The sequence below is a fragment of the Paenibacillus illinoisensis NBRC 15959 genome, from assembly GCF_004000925.1.
GTDB classification, from domain to species: Bacteria; Bacillota; Bacilli; order Paenibacillales; family Paenibacillaceae; genus Paenibacillus; species Paenibacillus illinoisensis.
Genome location: NZ_BIME01000010.1, coordinates 206408 through 220735, shown reverse-complemented (window position 1 = coordinate 220735; position 14328 = coordinate 206408). Strand labels below are relative to the sequence as shown.

The window sequence follows — 14328 nt, the reverse complement described above, 5'->3', positions numbered from 1 at the left end:
CATGAGAAATAGAAAAAAACCGTCTAGAGCATGGATTAGGCCACGCCCTGACAGTCTTTCTCAAATGCATCTATTTATATTGATCTTGTGCTGATTTCTTCTTTCAGTTGAGCTACGATTTCATCCACAGGTTTCATGCCGAGATCGCCTTCTCCGCGTTTACGCACAGACACGGATTCGGCACTGCGCTCATTCTCACCAACAACAAACATATAAGGCATTTTCTCCAGTTGTGCCTCACGGATTTTGTATCCAAGCTTCTCGTTGCGCAAATCAGCCTCAGCAGAAATTCCCGCGCGTTTCAGTTTCGCTTCCACTTCACGTGCGTAATCATCGAAGTTTCCGGATACCGGAATGACTTTTGCTTGAACAGGAGACAGCCACAGTGGGAATGCTCCCGCAAAGTTCTCCAGCAAGAATGCAGTGAAACGTTCCATTGTACTGATTACGCCGCGGTGAATAACGACCGGCCGATGTTTTTGTCCGTCATCTCCGACATATTCCAGTTCGAATCGTTCTGGAAGCAGGAAGTCCAGTTGTACGGTGGACAATGTTTCTTCCTTGCCCAGTGCTGTTTTGATCTGCACGTCGAGTTTGGGACCATAGAATGCTGCTTCACCCTCTGCTTCATAGAAAGGCAAGTCGAGTTCTTCCACAACTTCACGCAGCATGCGTTGGGACATTTCCCACATTTCATCGTTTTGGAAATATTTCTCGGTATCCTGCGGATCACGGTAAGACAGACGGAAGCGATATTCATGAATACCAAAATCCTTGTAAACCGTTTGGATCAATTCAATAACACGAGCGAATTCTTCCTTGATCTGATCTGGACGACAGAAAATGTGTGAATCGTTCAAGGTCATTGCACGAACACGGTGCAAGCCAGTCAGAGCACCAGACATCTCGTATCGGTGCATCATGCCGAGCTCGGCAATCCGGATCGGCAGGTCACGGTAGCTGTGCATGCTGGACTTGTACACCATCATATGGTGCGGGCAGTTCATTGGACGGAGAACGAGTTCTTCGTTATCCATTACCATTTTAGGGAACATGTCCTCTTGGTAGTGCTCCCAGTGTCCAGACGTTTTGTACAATTCCACATTACCGAGAACCGGTGTATATACGTGCTGATATCCAAGACTTTCTTCCAAATCTACAATGTAACGCTCCAGCGTACGACGCAGTTTGGCACCGTTTGGCAGCCAGATTGGCAGACCTTGTCCAACCAGTTGGGAGAACGTGAACATTTCAAGCTCTTTACCCAGCTTGCGGTGATCGCGTTTACGTGCTTCCTCCAGGAAGTGCAGATGCTCATCCAGCTGAGCCTTTTTCACAAAAGCTGTACCGTAAATACGCTGCAGCATTTTGTTTTTGCTGTCACCACGCCAGTACGCACCAGCGACATTCATCAATTTGAACACTTTGATCTTGCCTGTGGAAGGTACATGAGGTCCACGGCACAGATCGAAGAACTCGCCCTGCTCATAAATGGTAATTACGCTGTCTTCCGGCAGATCACGAATCAATTCGAGTTTGTAAGGATCGCCCACTTCTTCAAACGTTTTGATTGCTTCAGCACGGCTGACTTCCTTGCGCACAATCGGCAGGTTTTCACTTACGATACGTTCCATTTCCTTCTCGATCTTTTGCAGATCTTCCGGGTTAAGCGGGTGTTCCAGGTCCATATCATAGTAAAATCCGTCTTCGATGACAGGTCCAACGCCAAGGTGAACCTCTTTGCTGCCATATAGGCGCTTCACAGCTTGAGCGAGCAAGTGAGCTGTACTATGACGCATCACTTCAAGTCCGTCTGGTGAATCAAAAGTTACGATCTCTACCAAAGCTCCCTCGTGAAGCTTGGTCGACAAGTCCACCACAATTCCATCCAGTTTCCCTGCTACGGCGTTTTTGCGCAATCCGCTGCTAATGGATACTGCTACGTCCTCAATACTGCTGCCATCGGCGTACTCACGTACTGAACCATCCGGTAGTTTAATGTTAACTGCCATTTGTCTCATTCCTCCTGTAAATGTAACCTTGTCCATCAACATCATGGACTGATGATCTATTGCTATCCCTGCTGATTGGCAAAGAACGCAAAAAACACCCGTCCCGGCAAAGGGACGAGTGTTGTATACTCGTGGTTCCACCCTAATTCAGCTGCTTCATTCTTCATTGAAAATACAGCCCTCATTGGCATGACGGTAACGGGCATGACCCGGCATATCCTTACTCACGGAACGATTACATTCATCTCCGTTTTCAAAACTGCAGCTACAAAGGGGTAAACCAAACGTGGCATCCGGAGGAAATTTCAGCCTGGTTCCCTCTCTCTGCACCGACCGTGCGTATGGTCCTTGTCTTTGTCAACGCTTTTGCTTATTGGTAAAAGTTCATCCATAAAAACATGTTCATTAATTCATGGATCAACAGTTATTATAATTGCCGAGATCACTTGCGTCAAGGCCTGACAGCAGGCCGGAACGAAGCACTTCACACTCCGGGCAATGATGGCATAATTGAACCTTGTCCTCGAAGATCTGACGAATCGTCGATATAATCGGCAGATCGGGTGTGTTTGTATGAAGCATCACTTTTTCGGGAGATATCGATATAAGTGTGCTTACAATCATGTCTTCAATATCCATTTCCAGTTCAAGACCAGGCATCTCCACGACGACTTGCTCATCTTTTTGTACAGGGAGCTGGTTAAGCCCTGCATCCAGAACCTGAAATTCATGCGAGCCTTTGTGCACCAGATGGACCAAAGGAACTTTGGCTTCCTGAAAGAACACAAAATATTTTAACAGTCCCATGAATTCTTCGTATTGACGATCCATCCAGAATTCATCCAGTGCATACTCCACCAGTTCGTGCAGTTCCTGTTTGTATTGCTTCATTCGAAAATGAAGAATGCCTTCCAGGTGAAAGAAATGAACCTCCTCCAGATCATGTCTAAGACCACCTGCGAGGGTTAAGCGCCGCTTCTCTCGAAGCCCTGGTTGATCCAGATCACCGTTGAATAACAAGGGCATGCAGATCCGGTGTACCTTCTCCACTTCATATTCATCCATAACGGAACAGGCCTTGGAAATCATGTTTTCTACAATGGAGCGTTCCCGGGTATCCATAATGAAATCGGCCAGTCCTTTGGCAAGCAAATCACTGATCTGGGGCAGCCACTGCTGAAAATCCGCGTGATTTTCATTCCCTCTGCAGACCCAGGCTGCTTTGCCGTCATTATGTTTGAAGGTGAGCCGGAAACCTCTTTTGCTTATATGTAAACCTTTGGTTTTTTCTTTGATGCAGCGGTAAAATTGATCTGCTTCCTCTTGCCCTGACACATCGGTCCATACGGCGAACAGCTCCACAAGAATCACTCCTTTCCTTCCTCTTCAAAGTATATGGCAAGGCCGATGGGGATATACGAAGCGGATTGATGGAAAGCGTGTCATCATTTCTCAGTATATTTGTAAAGAGGTTTGGAGTTCAGACAAAAATGTGTTATTATTTTGATAACAGTATGTTTCACGGAAAAGGGGGGAAGCCAAAATGAGACAACAACCTAGAATGCTTCGCAGTGCTTTTATCATCATTTTGTGTTTGTTCCAAGCGTTGTGCTTCCCTATTCCGATGCAGACAGAATCCGCTGTTGGCGTATCCGTTGATGCCACTTCCAATAAGGAAGTGTTATTACAAATACCCGAAACTCAGCAAAAACCTGCTATCCGCAAATACTCGCAAGTCATGGTTAAGCTGATTGCAGTGACGAATAACAAGCCTGTAACTTTGGTGCTTGCCTTATTGCTGATGCTGCGAATTCCTACTCCGCGTCTGCCCTTTAAACCGTTGATTTGTCTGTTTAAGCGCAGATTATTTCTGCTACCCATTAAATTCACCAGTATGTATTTGTCCCTCGCCCCTCATGCACCAAGATACGTAAACGCCCTTCACTAGGCGTTGCACCGTATGTTCGGTTGCCATGCATAGAGACATCTCTGTCCAACAGACGGTGTACTTGTGCATAACTTATAACCCTTTAAGCAAACGTTAGTTAACGACAAGGTTAACAGTGTGTCACGATGTTGTATTTGTCATATCCAATTTTGTTCAAAATTCAATGTATACGGCTGTGTGTCAGGAGTACCTGGCTCTGTTTGCCCGCATCATTTAATGTTTCTTCCAAATACAGATCATTCTATTTTCGGGAAATAAGCCTGTCTTCTGTGGCCAGCCCTCAATTTAAGGAGGCATATTATCCATGGATGTACGTGAAACTGATTTGCCGGGAATCGGCAAGAAGTTCCAGATTGAAACGAGCAGCGGAGATAAAATTGTGATCATTATTCATGATGACGGACGGCGTGAAATGTACCATTTTGAATACGACGATCCGGATCAAAGCATCTCCATGATTACGCTCGATGATTATGAAGCCAGACAAATTGCCGCTATCGTTGGCGGATTGACCTATAAGCCAAAACAGCTTGAAAATATTGAAGTTACTTTTGATGATCTGATCATCGAATGGTACAAAGTCGAATCCTCCTATGGATGCATCGGCAAGTCCATCGGTGAACTGGACGTACGTCAAAACTCTGGGGCAACGGTTATTGCCGTTGTAGAGAAAAACCACAAAAAACATATCAGCCCCGGTCCTGAGGTCGTGATTACTGCTGAGTCTACCGTTGTTGCCGTTGGCGAACGCAACCAACAGAAACTCTTCAAATCCCTCCTCCTGACCGGAAGGGGGTGAGTCGATGGATCATCTGATTTTTGAAGTAGGACTGGCGCTCGTTCTCATTGCTGCCGCTGGCCTCTTATCTGCCAAATTGCGTTTTTCGGTCGTCCCTTTTTACATTCTGATCGGGATGGCGGTTGGTCCACATGCCATGAAAATATGGCATCTGGACTTCCGTTTTATTGAAAGTCAGCCTTTCATCGAATTTATGGGCCGGATTGGTATCCTGTTCCTGCTCTTCTATCTCGGATTGGAATTCTCGGTAGGACGTCTGATCAAATCCGGTAAATCCATTGCCGTCGGCGGTTCGATTTATATCGGGATTAACTTTACGCTTGGATTAGTTTTCGGATTTGCTTCCGGCTTCCCACCTGCTGAGGCACTTGTTATTGCTGGGATTACCACCATATCCTCCAGTGCCATCGTGGCCAAGGTGTTAGTCGATCTGAAACGTACAGCCAATCCGGAAACGGAAATGATACTTGGAATTATCATGTTCGAAGATGTGTTCCTGGCTGTCTACATCTCCATCCTATCCGGATTGGTGCTCAGTGACTCATCCTCGATCGGAGGCGTCATCGTATCCGCGCTTATCGCGCTTGGATTCATGCTTATTGTCATCATACTGGGGCGCAAAGCGACTCCGCTGCTCAACAAACTGCTTAAAATACGCTCCAATGAATTGTTTTCACTTGTGATTTTTGGTGCATTGTTCCTGGTAGCCGGATTCTCCGAAACCATTCACGTGGCCGAGGCCATCGGTGCATTACTTGTTGGTCTGGTCCTTGCAGAGACAGAACATGCCAAACGGATTGAGCATCTAATCCTGCCGTTCCGTGACTTCTTCGGAGCCATCTTCTTCTTCAGCTTCGGATTGTCCATTGACCCTCTGTCCCTTGGCGGAGATGCCGTGTGGCTGGCTTTGATTGCTGTTGTTATTACGCTATTTGGTAACTTCCTGGCAGGTATGCTGGCCGGACGCAGTGCGGGACTGTCTCCGAAAGCTTCTGCTAATATTGGTTTAACCATTGTATCCCGCGGTGAATTTTCGATCATCATGGCCAACATGGGTAAAGCCGGTGGACTCTTGCCGCTTCTCCAGCCGTTTGCCGCACTGTACGTACTGATTCTGGCCATTCTTGGACCGTTATTAACCAAAGAGTCCAAACATGTGTTTAGAATTTTGGATAAAATATTCAAGTTCAAAGATCCTCGGAAGAAGAAAGAAGAACCGAAGGTTTTACAGAAAGAAGGATAAAAACCTGTGCCTGTTCAGAACAGGCACAGGATCGTAACTGCGGCTCCTCGCCGATCTTCTGTGATCAACCCAGGGAGAATGGCTCGCCAGCCGCACAAAGGAGGATGACGTATGAAAGCACCTCTGATATCGGCTAATCCGGTGCCACAAACCGCTAAGACCAGAATATCATCCACGCGACGCTTCCTGAATCTTTTGCTGGTGATCGCCGGTGGGATTCTGGCCTCCGTGGGACTTGAATTATTCCTGCATCCCAATAAGATTATTATTGGAGGCATTACAGGCATATCTTCTCTGTTCGCCCATTGGACTGAGATGAGGATTGGATTGTTCCTGTTCCTATTCAATGTTCCGTTTATATTTTTATCCTACAGGCTGGTGCAAAAGAAATTTGTACTCGTTACTGTACTGGGTCTGGTTGTCTTTTCGATTGGTGCCATCGTGCTTCATCCCATGCCGCCTCTGGTTGAACATCCGCTGGCTGCCGCCATGTTCGGCGGATTATGTCTGGGTGTTGGAATCGGACTTGTGGTGCGGTATGGCGGGACACTGGATACGCTGGAAATCGGTGATCCGTCCTCCCGGCCACCTGAACGGGTATTTAGCGGGAAACGGATGCTTATCGAAAAAATAATCATGCTGCTCAACCTGTTGATTCTGACAGCCGCTGGTGTTGTCTTTGGTTGGGATCAAGCGATGTACTCTGTTATTGCCTATCTTATTGCGTATGAAACGGTCTATATCGCATTTCGCGGATTTACGACCACTCGCAAACTGTACATTCTGACTACCCAAAGCTCGCAGGTTGAAAAAGCCGTTCGCAAGCGTCTGCGACGGGAACCCGGATCTCCTGTACCCTCTTCAGAATCTGCTTCCTTATTGCCTGCTGAAGGATGGATTCATCACATTCCGGGGGCATTGTACTATGAAGTTCATTTTCTGGAGATGATCTGGTTGAAATCCATTGTGCGCCATATTGATCCGCACGCTGGTATTATCACCCATCCGGAGAAATGACCCAACGACTTGAACCCCAAAAACCTCTCTCTAACCTAAAGTGATATTTTATCACAAGGTTAGAGAGAGGTTTTTTTATTCCTGCTTTTTATAACTGTTTCTTTATTTTCGATACCCTACACTTTTACAGTTCAACTATAGCTTTTACCACATGTGTATCTGGGAGCAACCACTTGTCCATGGCGGAAGGAAGCTCAGTTAAAGGCTCCCGATGCGTAATGTAGCCATCCATGCTAAGCTTTTTCTGCCGCAAAGTCGATATCACTTGCTCAAAATCCGCACGCGTTGCATTACGACTGCCCAGTATGCTCATCTCTCGCTTATGAAACTCAGGATCATGAAACGTAATATCGGCTTTGACCAATCCCACATAGATCAATTGTCCGCCATGAGCTACATACCGAATGGCCTCATTCATGGACTGCACATTGCCTGTTGCATCAAATACAGCGGCAGCGTAATCCCCTTCTGTCACTTCAGCTACCTGCTCTACCACTTGATCTGTTGCCTGTATTACAACATCTGCCCCAGCCCAGGTGCGGCTTAGTGCCAATCGGTCCAGGTTCCGATCAATGGCGATTACTCGGGCCCCGGCCTGTTTCGCAAAAGCCATGACCCCAAGTCCGATCGGTCCTGCCCCGATGACTATAATCTGCTCCCCTGGCTGCACACCTGCTCTTCTTACTGCATGAGCACCGATACTGAGCGGTTCAACCATCGCTGTTTCATCCAGGGTCAGTCCTTCCGCCTTAATCAAATGGGAAACAGGCACACTGATTCTTTCGCGCATCCCTCCGTCCACATGTACTCCCATGACCTGCATGGATGCACAGCAATTGGATTTCCCTGTTCGACAGGCAATACAGTGACCACAGTGCAGATAGGGAATAATGCTTACCTGATCTCCAACTTGAAGGCCAGCAGTATTCGGGCCAATGTCATCAATGATCCCTGACAGTTCATGTCCCAGAATACGAGGATAGGTAAAATAGGGCTGGTTGCCTTTATAAGCATGCAGATCCGTCCCGCAGATGCCAATCCGCTTGATGGATACAATAGCCTCATGTTCAGCTCGAATCGGTTCGTCGGTATCCTGTATTGTCAAACGATTGATCTCTTCGCACACAACAGCCTTCATCCCTGTTCCCCCTTCGCTGCTTTCTGTTGTGGTTCGTTATACTCGGGACGACCACTAGTCCACGTTATATTATGAACGGGTGCCAGAATGCGCAGTACCTCTGCCAAAAGCTCTTCATCGAGTGGTTCATCTACCCACTCGGCATTATGACGGATGTTATTTACACTTGCGCTGCTCACCAGTGTGGTTGGGATCTGTTCATTTGCCGTAGCAAACTGCACAGCCAGCTTGGCAATATTCGCACCTTGCTCTGCACAGAACTGCGCAGCTTCAAGACAGACTTGTTTGACTCGTTCATCTGCCGGATGCCAGGCAGGCGTCCCTCTTGTACCTAATAAGCCCATGGAGAGAGGCGAAGCATTAACGAGGCCAACTCCCTCTTTTTCCAATAAAGGCAGCAAGGACAATAATGAGGTATCATTCAATGCATAATGACAATAGGAGATGATGGCATCGGCATCAATCTGCGGCAGCACTTTCTCGAACAAGGGCAGGGGCAGACCACAGACTCCCGCATGACGAATTACACCCTGCTCTTTCAGTTCCAGCAAGGCTGGATAGGCTTCTTCAATAATGATCTCTGCTGGTGCAAACTCAATATCATGCAGGAACAGAATATCGATATAATCGGTGTGCAATCGGTCCAGACTTTCCTTGACACTATCCTGAATGCGCTTACGGGAAAAATCAAACTCATTCTCTCCGTATCGTCCCGCCTTGGTTGATAAAATATATGAACTGCGCGGCTGGCTTCGTATCGCTTCCCCCAGTACCGTCTCTGCCTTGGTTAGACCATAATAGGGTGACACATCTATATAGTTCATTCCTGCATCCAGAGCTGCATGTACCGTACGAATACCTTCCTCGCGGTCAATATCGCGAAATACCGAACCCAGGGAAGAAGCGCCAAAACTCAACACAGGTACATCGAGACCAGTCCTGCCAAGCATCCTTCTCTTCATTCACTTGCTCCTCTCCAGCATGTCTGTTGCTCCGTTTCTTTCATTTTAACAGTTCAATATCATTATAAAATATCGCCATATGCGTAATATGTACTCTTTCATGACCTAGGAATGGCCCCTTATGGCAAGCATCCAACAAAAAAACCACGGATTACCCTTCAATGGGCAGCCCGTGGTCTTCATTCTAATACCTAGATATAAATAAATCCTCTTATTAGTTCTGCATGACAAAATCTTGCTGCACGGAATTCTCTTCTTCATCAAACATGCGCAGAATATCGTATCTTGTATTACGCTGTGCCGGAATATAACCCGCCTCACGAATAAGCTGAAGAATCGAGCCAATATTGACTTTGTATGTAGCACCCGCTGCGGATACGACATTCTCTTCAATCATCGTGCTGCCGAAATCATTACAGCCAAATTCAAGCGATTTCTTACCGATTTCAGGACCCATGGTTACCCATGAAGATTGAATGTTTTTGATATTATCAAGTACAAGTCGGCTGATCGCTACCGTCTTCAGGTATTCTTCCGGAGTTTGGCGCTCCAGTTTCAGATTCGTATTATCCGGCTGGAATGTCCAAGGAATGAATGCCAGGAAGCCTTCTGAGTCATATTTGTTCGCAATACACTCATCCTGTGCTTCACGTACACGAAGCAGGTGAAGTGCACGCTCTTCCATCGATTCGCCCAAACCGATCACCATGGTTGCGGTTGTGTTCATCCCGATCCGGTGAGCTGTCTGCATAACGTCCATCCAGTCGCGCCATGAACCTTTCAGACGGCTGATTTTGCGGCGTGTACGGTCATCCAGAATCTCAGCGCCTCCACCTGGCAAGGAATCCAGTCCTGCTTCGTGAATGGCACGTACGACCTCTTCCAGCGTAAGACCATCCGAAACTTCTACCATTTTCATAATCTCCGCTGGTGAGAAGGAGTGCATGGTGATGTTCGGGAAACGTTCTTTGATTGCTTTTAACAGATCCGTGTAATAGCTGAAAGGCAGATTGGGATTCGTTCCGCCTTGCATCAGAATCTCAGTACCGTTCACATCTTGTGTTTCCTGAATTTTTTGGAAAATCACTTCATCCGGCAATACGTATCCTTCATCTGATCCAGGTCTGCGATAGAAAGCACAAAAACGGCAGTACACATCACACACGTTGGTGTAGTTGACGTTACGCCCAATGACAAATGTTCTGTATGGCTCCGGGTGCATACGCTTCATAATAACATTGGCAGCTGCCCCGATTTTGTCGACTTCATTCGATTCAAACAGCTGAATTGTGTCTTCCAGGTCTAATCGTTCGCCCCGAAGGGCTTTATCTAAGATACGGTCTACCGTACTCATCGTAAAAAGCCTCCCTCATGAAGAGAAAATATGTTCACGATCCGTCCCGACTTGTATATATGCCAGCCTTGTGCATGATTGGTTGGTTCCAAACGATTGCGTAGAAATAGAAATTCTAGGTGGATTGGAACCTTTCGATCCATTCTGGGTTAATAAAAAAACGGCTCATTGAATCTATGCATAAGACGCATCGCTTGCAAGTGCTGGTGGCAACATCGCATTTCTGTACTCTGTCTATCGTAACACAGGTTACATGTGAAAAAAAGCACCTTATGGAAAGGTGCCCTAAATTTAAGTAAAAATATTGACATATGCAATCTATTATAATTGAAGCTTTTTTAGACTGATTTATTGATTGTTCGGCTAGCCAAAAAAAATGATGATTATGATTCCTGAAGTGCCTGATCCAGATCAGCAATCAGATCGTCGATATCTTCGAGCCCGACTGAGAAGCGCAGCAGCCCATCGGTAATGCCACGTTCAAGGCGAACTTCAGCAGGCATCGCTGCATGGGACATCATCGCAGGATAGGACAGAATACTCTCCACTGCACCCAGACTGACTGCCACGATTGGCAGTTTCACCCGGTTAAGCACCGCTTTGGCACGGTCACCCGAGCCAACGTCAAATGAGACAACCGCTCCATAACCCGTGGATTGGCGCTCGTGAGCTTCACGACCCGGATGCTCCAGCAATCCAGGATAGTATACTGCGGTAATATCGCTGCGTCCGCTAAGCCAGGTAGCCAGCTTCGCCGTGCTTTGTTCACTGTGTGCCATACGAGCTCCAAGTGTTTTCATGCCGCGCATCAGAAGCCAGGATTCTTGAGCACCGAGTACGGTACCAAGCCCATTTTGAAGCTGTTTGAGTTGTCTCCCCAGCTCTTCGGTACGGGCAACGGCAAGTCCGGCAAGTACGTCGCTATGTCCACCAAGAAACTTGGTTGCACTATGTACAACAATGTCCACGCCGAGCTCAATCGGGCGCTGATAATATGGCGTCATAAATGTGTTATCGAGAATGGTGATCAGTTCATGTTCCTGTGCCCAGGATGTGACAGCAGCAATATCCGTGATCCGCAGGGTCGGGTTGGAAGGTGTCTCCATATAGACTGCCTTCGTATTCGGCTTGATGGCCGCCTTCACCTCTTCAATATTGGTCATATCCACAAACGTCGTCTCAATTTGCATTCTGCTAAGAATGGACGTGAGCAGGCGGTATGTTCCTCCATACACATCTTCTGTTACGATCATGTGGTCGCCTGCCGAGAACATCAGGAACACACTGGAGATTGCAGCCATTCCTGAAGAGTAAGCAAATCCTCGAGCTCCACCTTCAAGCAATGTGATGTAATCCTCCAACGCTTGACGTGTCGGATTACCCGAACGGCTGTAATCATGCTGTGGTGGATTAAAGATATCAAAATGATGGAATGTGGATGCCTGGTAGATAGGTACGCTGGAGGCTCCCGTTGTTTTATCCACTTCGTCACCAAAATGCAGCAGCTTGGTATCAAACTTCAATTCGGATTGCTTGTTGTTCTGCTCACTCATGATGTACGCCTCCTTCAACCTCACGCTGCGCAGCTTCCAGGGCATTTCCCAAATCCGCAATCAGATCGTCTGCATGCTCAATTCCTACGGAGAATCGCAGCAAGCGGTCATCGACACCTACGGCGTCGCGTATTTCGAGCGGGATATCTGCATGCGTCTGCACCGCAGGATACGTCATCAATGATTCAACGCCGCCAAGACTCTCGGCAAAAGCAATTAACTTGATATGGCGCAGCAACGGTTCAACTAAACGGGCATCTTTGACTTTGAAAGAGAAGATGCCTGTGTTTCCTCTAGATTGTTTCTTCTGCACTTCGTATCCCGGGTGATCTGACAAACCAGGGTGATATACTTCCCCCACGGATGGATGTTCCAGCAAATACTTGGCAATCGTAAGTGAATTATACTCATGACGCTCCATACGCAGCGCGAGTGTCTTCATGCCTTTCATCAACTGATAGGAATCACTTGGAGATAGTACCGCACCAATGGAGTTATGCAGGAATGCCATTTCGGCTGACAATTCCTCGCCCTTGGTGATAATCAATCCGGCAAGCACATCGTTGTGTCCACCCAGGTATTTGGTTGCACTATGAATAACGATATCTGCTCCGAGCTCGATAGGACGTTGGAAGAACGGCGTCAGCAGTGTATTGTCCACAATCGTCAACAGGTTATGGCTTTTCGCCCAGGAGCTGACCGCTTCAATATCCGTAATCATCATAAGTGGATTGGTTGGCGTCTCGATAAATACAGCTTTGGTGTTCGGCTGACGAATGTCTTCCATGGCCACCAGATCATTCGTGTCCACGTAGCTTGCCGTTACGCCAAAACGAGACAGGATACGCTCTAGAAGACGATACGTTCCCCCATACAGATCCAGCGAGACAATCAGATGATCCCCCTGTCCAAACATGGCGAAGATCGTTTGCAGCGCTGCCATGCCCGAGCTACAGGCAAAACCGGCATCACCTGATTCGAGTGCAGCTGCAGCTTCTTCCAGTACCTTACGCGTTGGATTGGTTGTACGAATGTAGTCAAAGCCTGTGCTCTGCCCGAGCTTCGGATGGCGGAACGCCGTCGATTGATAGATGGGGAAATTCACGGCACCAGTCACCGGCTCATTGACGGATCCGATTTGAGCCAAGCGGCTTTCGATTTTCAACTTATTGTCTTCCATTGCAGTATCCTCCTGTAATCTCGATTAGATTTGCGGGCCAATATCGTAAGGCGTCTCCTGATACACATAGTAATTGAGCCAATTAGAGAATAATAAGTTTGCATGTGCCCGCCAGGTTGCTGGAGGAACACGGGATGGATCGTCGTTTGGAAAATAGTTTCTTGGCAGTGCAATATCCAATCCTTTGGATGCATCGCGGTCATATTCCCATTTCAAGGACAATGGATCATACTCCGCATGCCCTGTCACAAAAATTTGTTTGCCGTCTTTGGTGGCAACCAGGAAAATGCCTGCTTCCTCCGATTCGGCCAAAATTTCGAGGTTATCGTTCTTCTCAATATCCTCGCGCCGAACTTCGGTATGACGGGAATGTGGGACATTGAACACTTCATCAAATCCGCGAAGCAGCTGTACGTGAGATTTGTTAATCGTATGTGGAAATACGCCAAAACACTTCTCTTCCAGCGCTACCTTAGGTACACCGAAATGATGGTACAGACCAGCCTGAGAAGCCCAACAGATGTGCATGGTCGATGTGACGTTGGTTTTGGTCCAATCGAAGATCTCCTGAATTTCCTTCCAATAATTCACGTCTTCGAAATCCATTTGCTCAACAGGGGCACCTGTAATGATCATCCCGTCAAAACGGCGGTGTTCAATCTCATCAAAGGTTTTATAGAAAAGATTCAGATACTCCTGTGACGTGTTCTTCGATATGTGGGACTTGGGATGAACCAGAACGATATCAACCTGTATAGGGGTATTCCCCACCAAACGAAGCAGCTGGGTTTCTGTTGTTTCCTTGGTAGGCATCAGGTTTAATATAGCAATGCGTAGTGGACGAATATCCTGCTGGTAAGCATGTGTCTCGTCCATTACGAAGATGTTCTCACCTGCGAGGACTTCCTTGGCAGGCAGTGCGTCTGGAATTTTAATTGGCATGATGTACAAACTCCTCCTTGTGCATAGATAGATGCAGCCATCACAGGCTTGATGTGTTTCACATCAAAATTGTTCTAGACTGCCATGAGCTTGTCTATAGGTGGAGGATTGCAAATAGCGCAACGCTCTAACCTGACAAACTCAAGTTCCATAGCGAAAATCAGTGCTGAGAAGTCGGTG

General features: G+C 47.2%; 12 protein-coding genes. 4 read left to right on the top strand and 8 right to left on the bottom strand.

All coding sequences use genetic code 11. The features are described 5' to 3' along the window. Positions 1 to 74: 74 nt before the first annotated feature. Positions 75 to 2012: a threonine--tRNA ligase gene (gene thrS / locus PIL01S_RS22350; protein WP_127539442.1), complete on the bottom strand. Its 1938-nt coding sequence runs from the start codon at positions 2010 to 2012 to the stop codon at positions 75 to 77. Between the two features lie 417 nt (positions 2013 to 2429). Next, the gene (locus tag PIL01S_RS22345) at positions 2430 to 3383 is read right to left on the bottom strand and encodes a putative sporulation protein YtxC (RefSeq protein WP_127539441.1); all 954 of its coding nucleotides are present in this window, start codon (positions 3381 to 3383) and stop codon (positions 2430 to 2432) included. A gap of 172 nt (positions 3384 to 3555) precedes the next feature. Between PIL01S_RS22345 and PIL01S_RS22340 the strand changes: the two genes are divergently transcribed. The 4 genes from PIL01S_RS22340 (at position 3556) to PIL01S_RS22325 (ending at position 7019) form a co-directional block, all read left to right on the top strand. Next, complete coding sequence (locus tag PIL01S_RS22340; protein ID WP_127539440.1) at positions 3556 to 3960, top strand: hypothetical protein; 405 nt, start codon at positions 3556 to 3558, stop codon at positions 3958 to 3960. 304 nt (positions 3961 to 4264) lie between these two features. Continuing rightward, positions 4265 to 4759 (top strand): cation:proton antiporter regulatory subunit, encoded by a 495-nt coding sequence (locus tag PIL01S_RS22335; RefSeq protein WP_110821088.1) that lies wholly within the window; start codon positions 4265 to 4267, stop codon positions 4757 to 4759. 4 nt (positions 4760 to 4763) lie between these two features. Then, on the top strand, positions 4764 to 6002 hold the full coding sequence (locus PIL01S_RS22330; protein ID WP_127539439.1) for a cation:proton antiporter: 1239 nt from the start codon (positions 4764 to 4766) through the stop codon (positions 6000 to 6002). Between the two features lie 111 nt (positions 6003 to 6113). Beyond that, a complete protein-coding gene (locus PIL01S_RS22325) occupies positions 6114 to 7019 on the top strand; it encodes a YitT family protein (protein ID WP_127539438.1) in 906 nt (301 codons plus the stop codon). 124 nt (positions 7020 to 7143) lie between these two features. Here the strand turns inward: PIL01S_RS22325 and PIL01S_RS22320 are convergent, their stop codons facing one another. The 6 genes from PIL01S_RS22320 to metA form a co-directional block, all read right to left on the bottom strand. Further along, positions 7144 to 8157 (bottom strand): zinc-binding alcohol dehydrogenase family protein, encoded by a 1014-nt coding sequence (locus PIL01S_RS22320; protein ID WP_127539437.1) that lies wholly within the window; start codon positions 8155 to 8157, stop codon positions 7144 to 7146. Continuing rightward, entirely contained in the window at positions 8154 to 9119 is a 966-nt protein-coding gene (locus tag PIL01S_RS22315) for an aldo/keto reductase (RefSeq protein WP_127539436.1), read from the bottom strand. Before PIL01S_RS22315 ends, PIL01S_RS22320 begins: the two co-directional genes overlap by 4 nt. A 214-nt stretch (positions 9120 to 9333) precedes the next feature. Continuing rightward, entirely contained in the window at positions 9334 to 10473 is a 1140-nt protein-coding gene (gene mqnC / locus PIL01S_RS22310; protein WP_095288286.1) for a cyclic dehypoxanthinyl futalosine synthase, read from the bottom strand. 383 nt (positions 10474 to 10856) lie between these two features. Next, a complete protein-coding gene (locus PIL01S_RS22305) occupies positions 10857 to 12026 on the bottom strand; it encodes a trans-sulfuration enzyme family protein (RefSeq protein ID WP_127539435.1) in 1170 nt (389 codons plus the stop codon). Then, complete coding sequence (locus PIL01S_RS22300; protein ID WP_127539434.1) at positions 12019 to 13206, bottom strand: PLP-dependent transferase; 1188 nt, start codon at positions 13204 to 13206, stop codon at positions 12019 to 12021. The genes PIL01S_RS22305 and PIL01S_RS22300 overlap by 8 nt, the downstream gene beginning before the upstream one ends. A 24-nt stretch (positions 13207 to 13230) precedes the next feature. Then, positions 13231 to 14148: a homoserine O-acetyltransferase MetA gene (gene metA / locus PIL01S_RS22295; RefSeq protein WP_127539433.1), complete on the bottom strand. Its 918-nt coding sequence runs from the start codon at positions 14146 to 14148 to the stop codon at positions 13231 to 13233. Positions 14149 to 14328 lie beyond the last annotated feature (180 nt).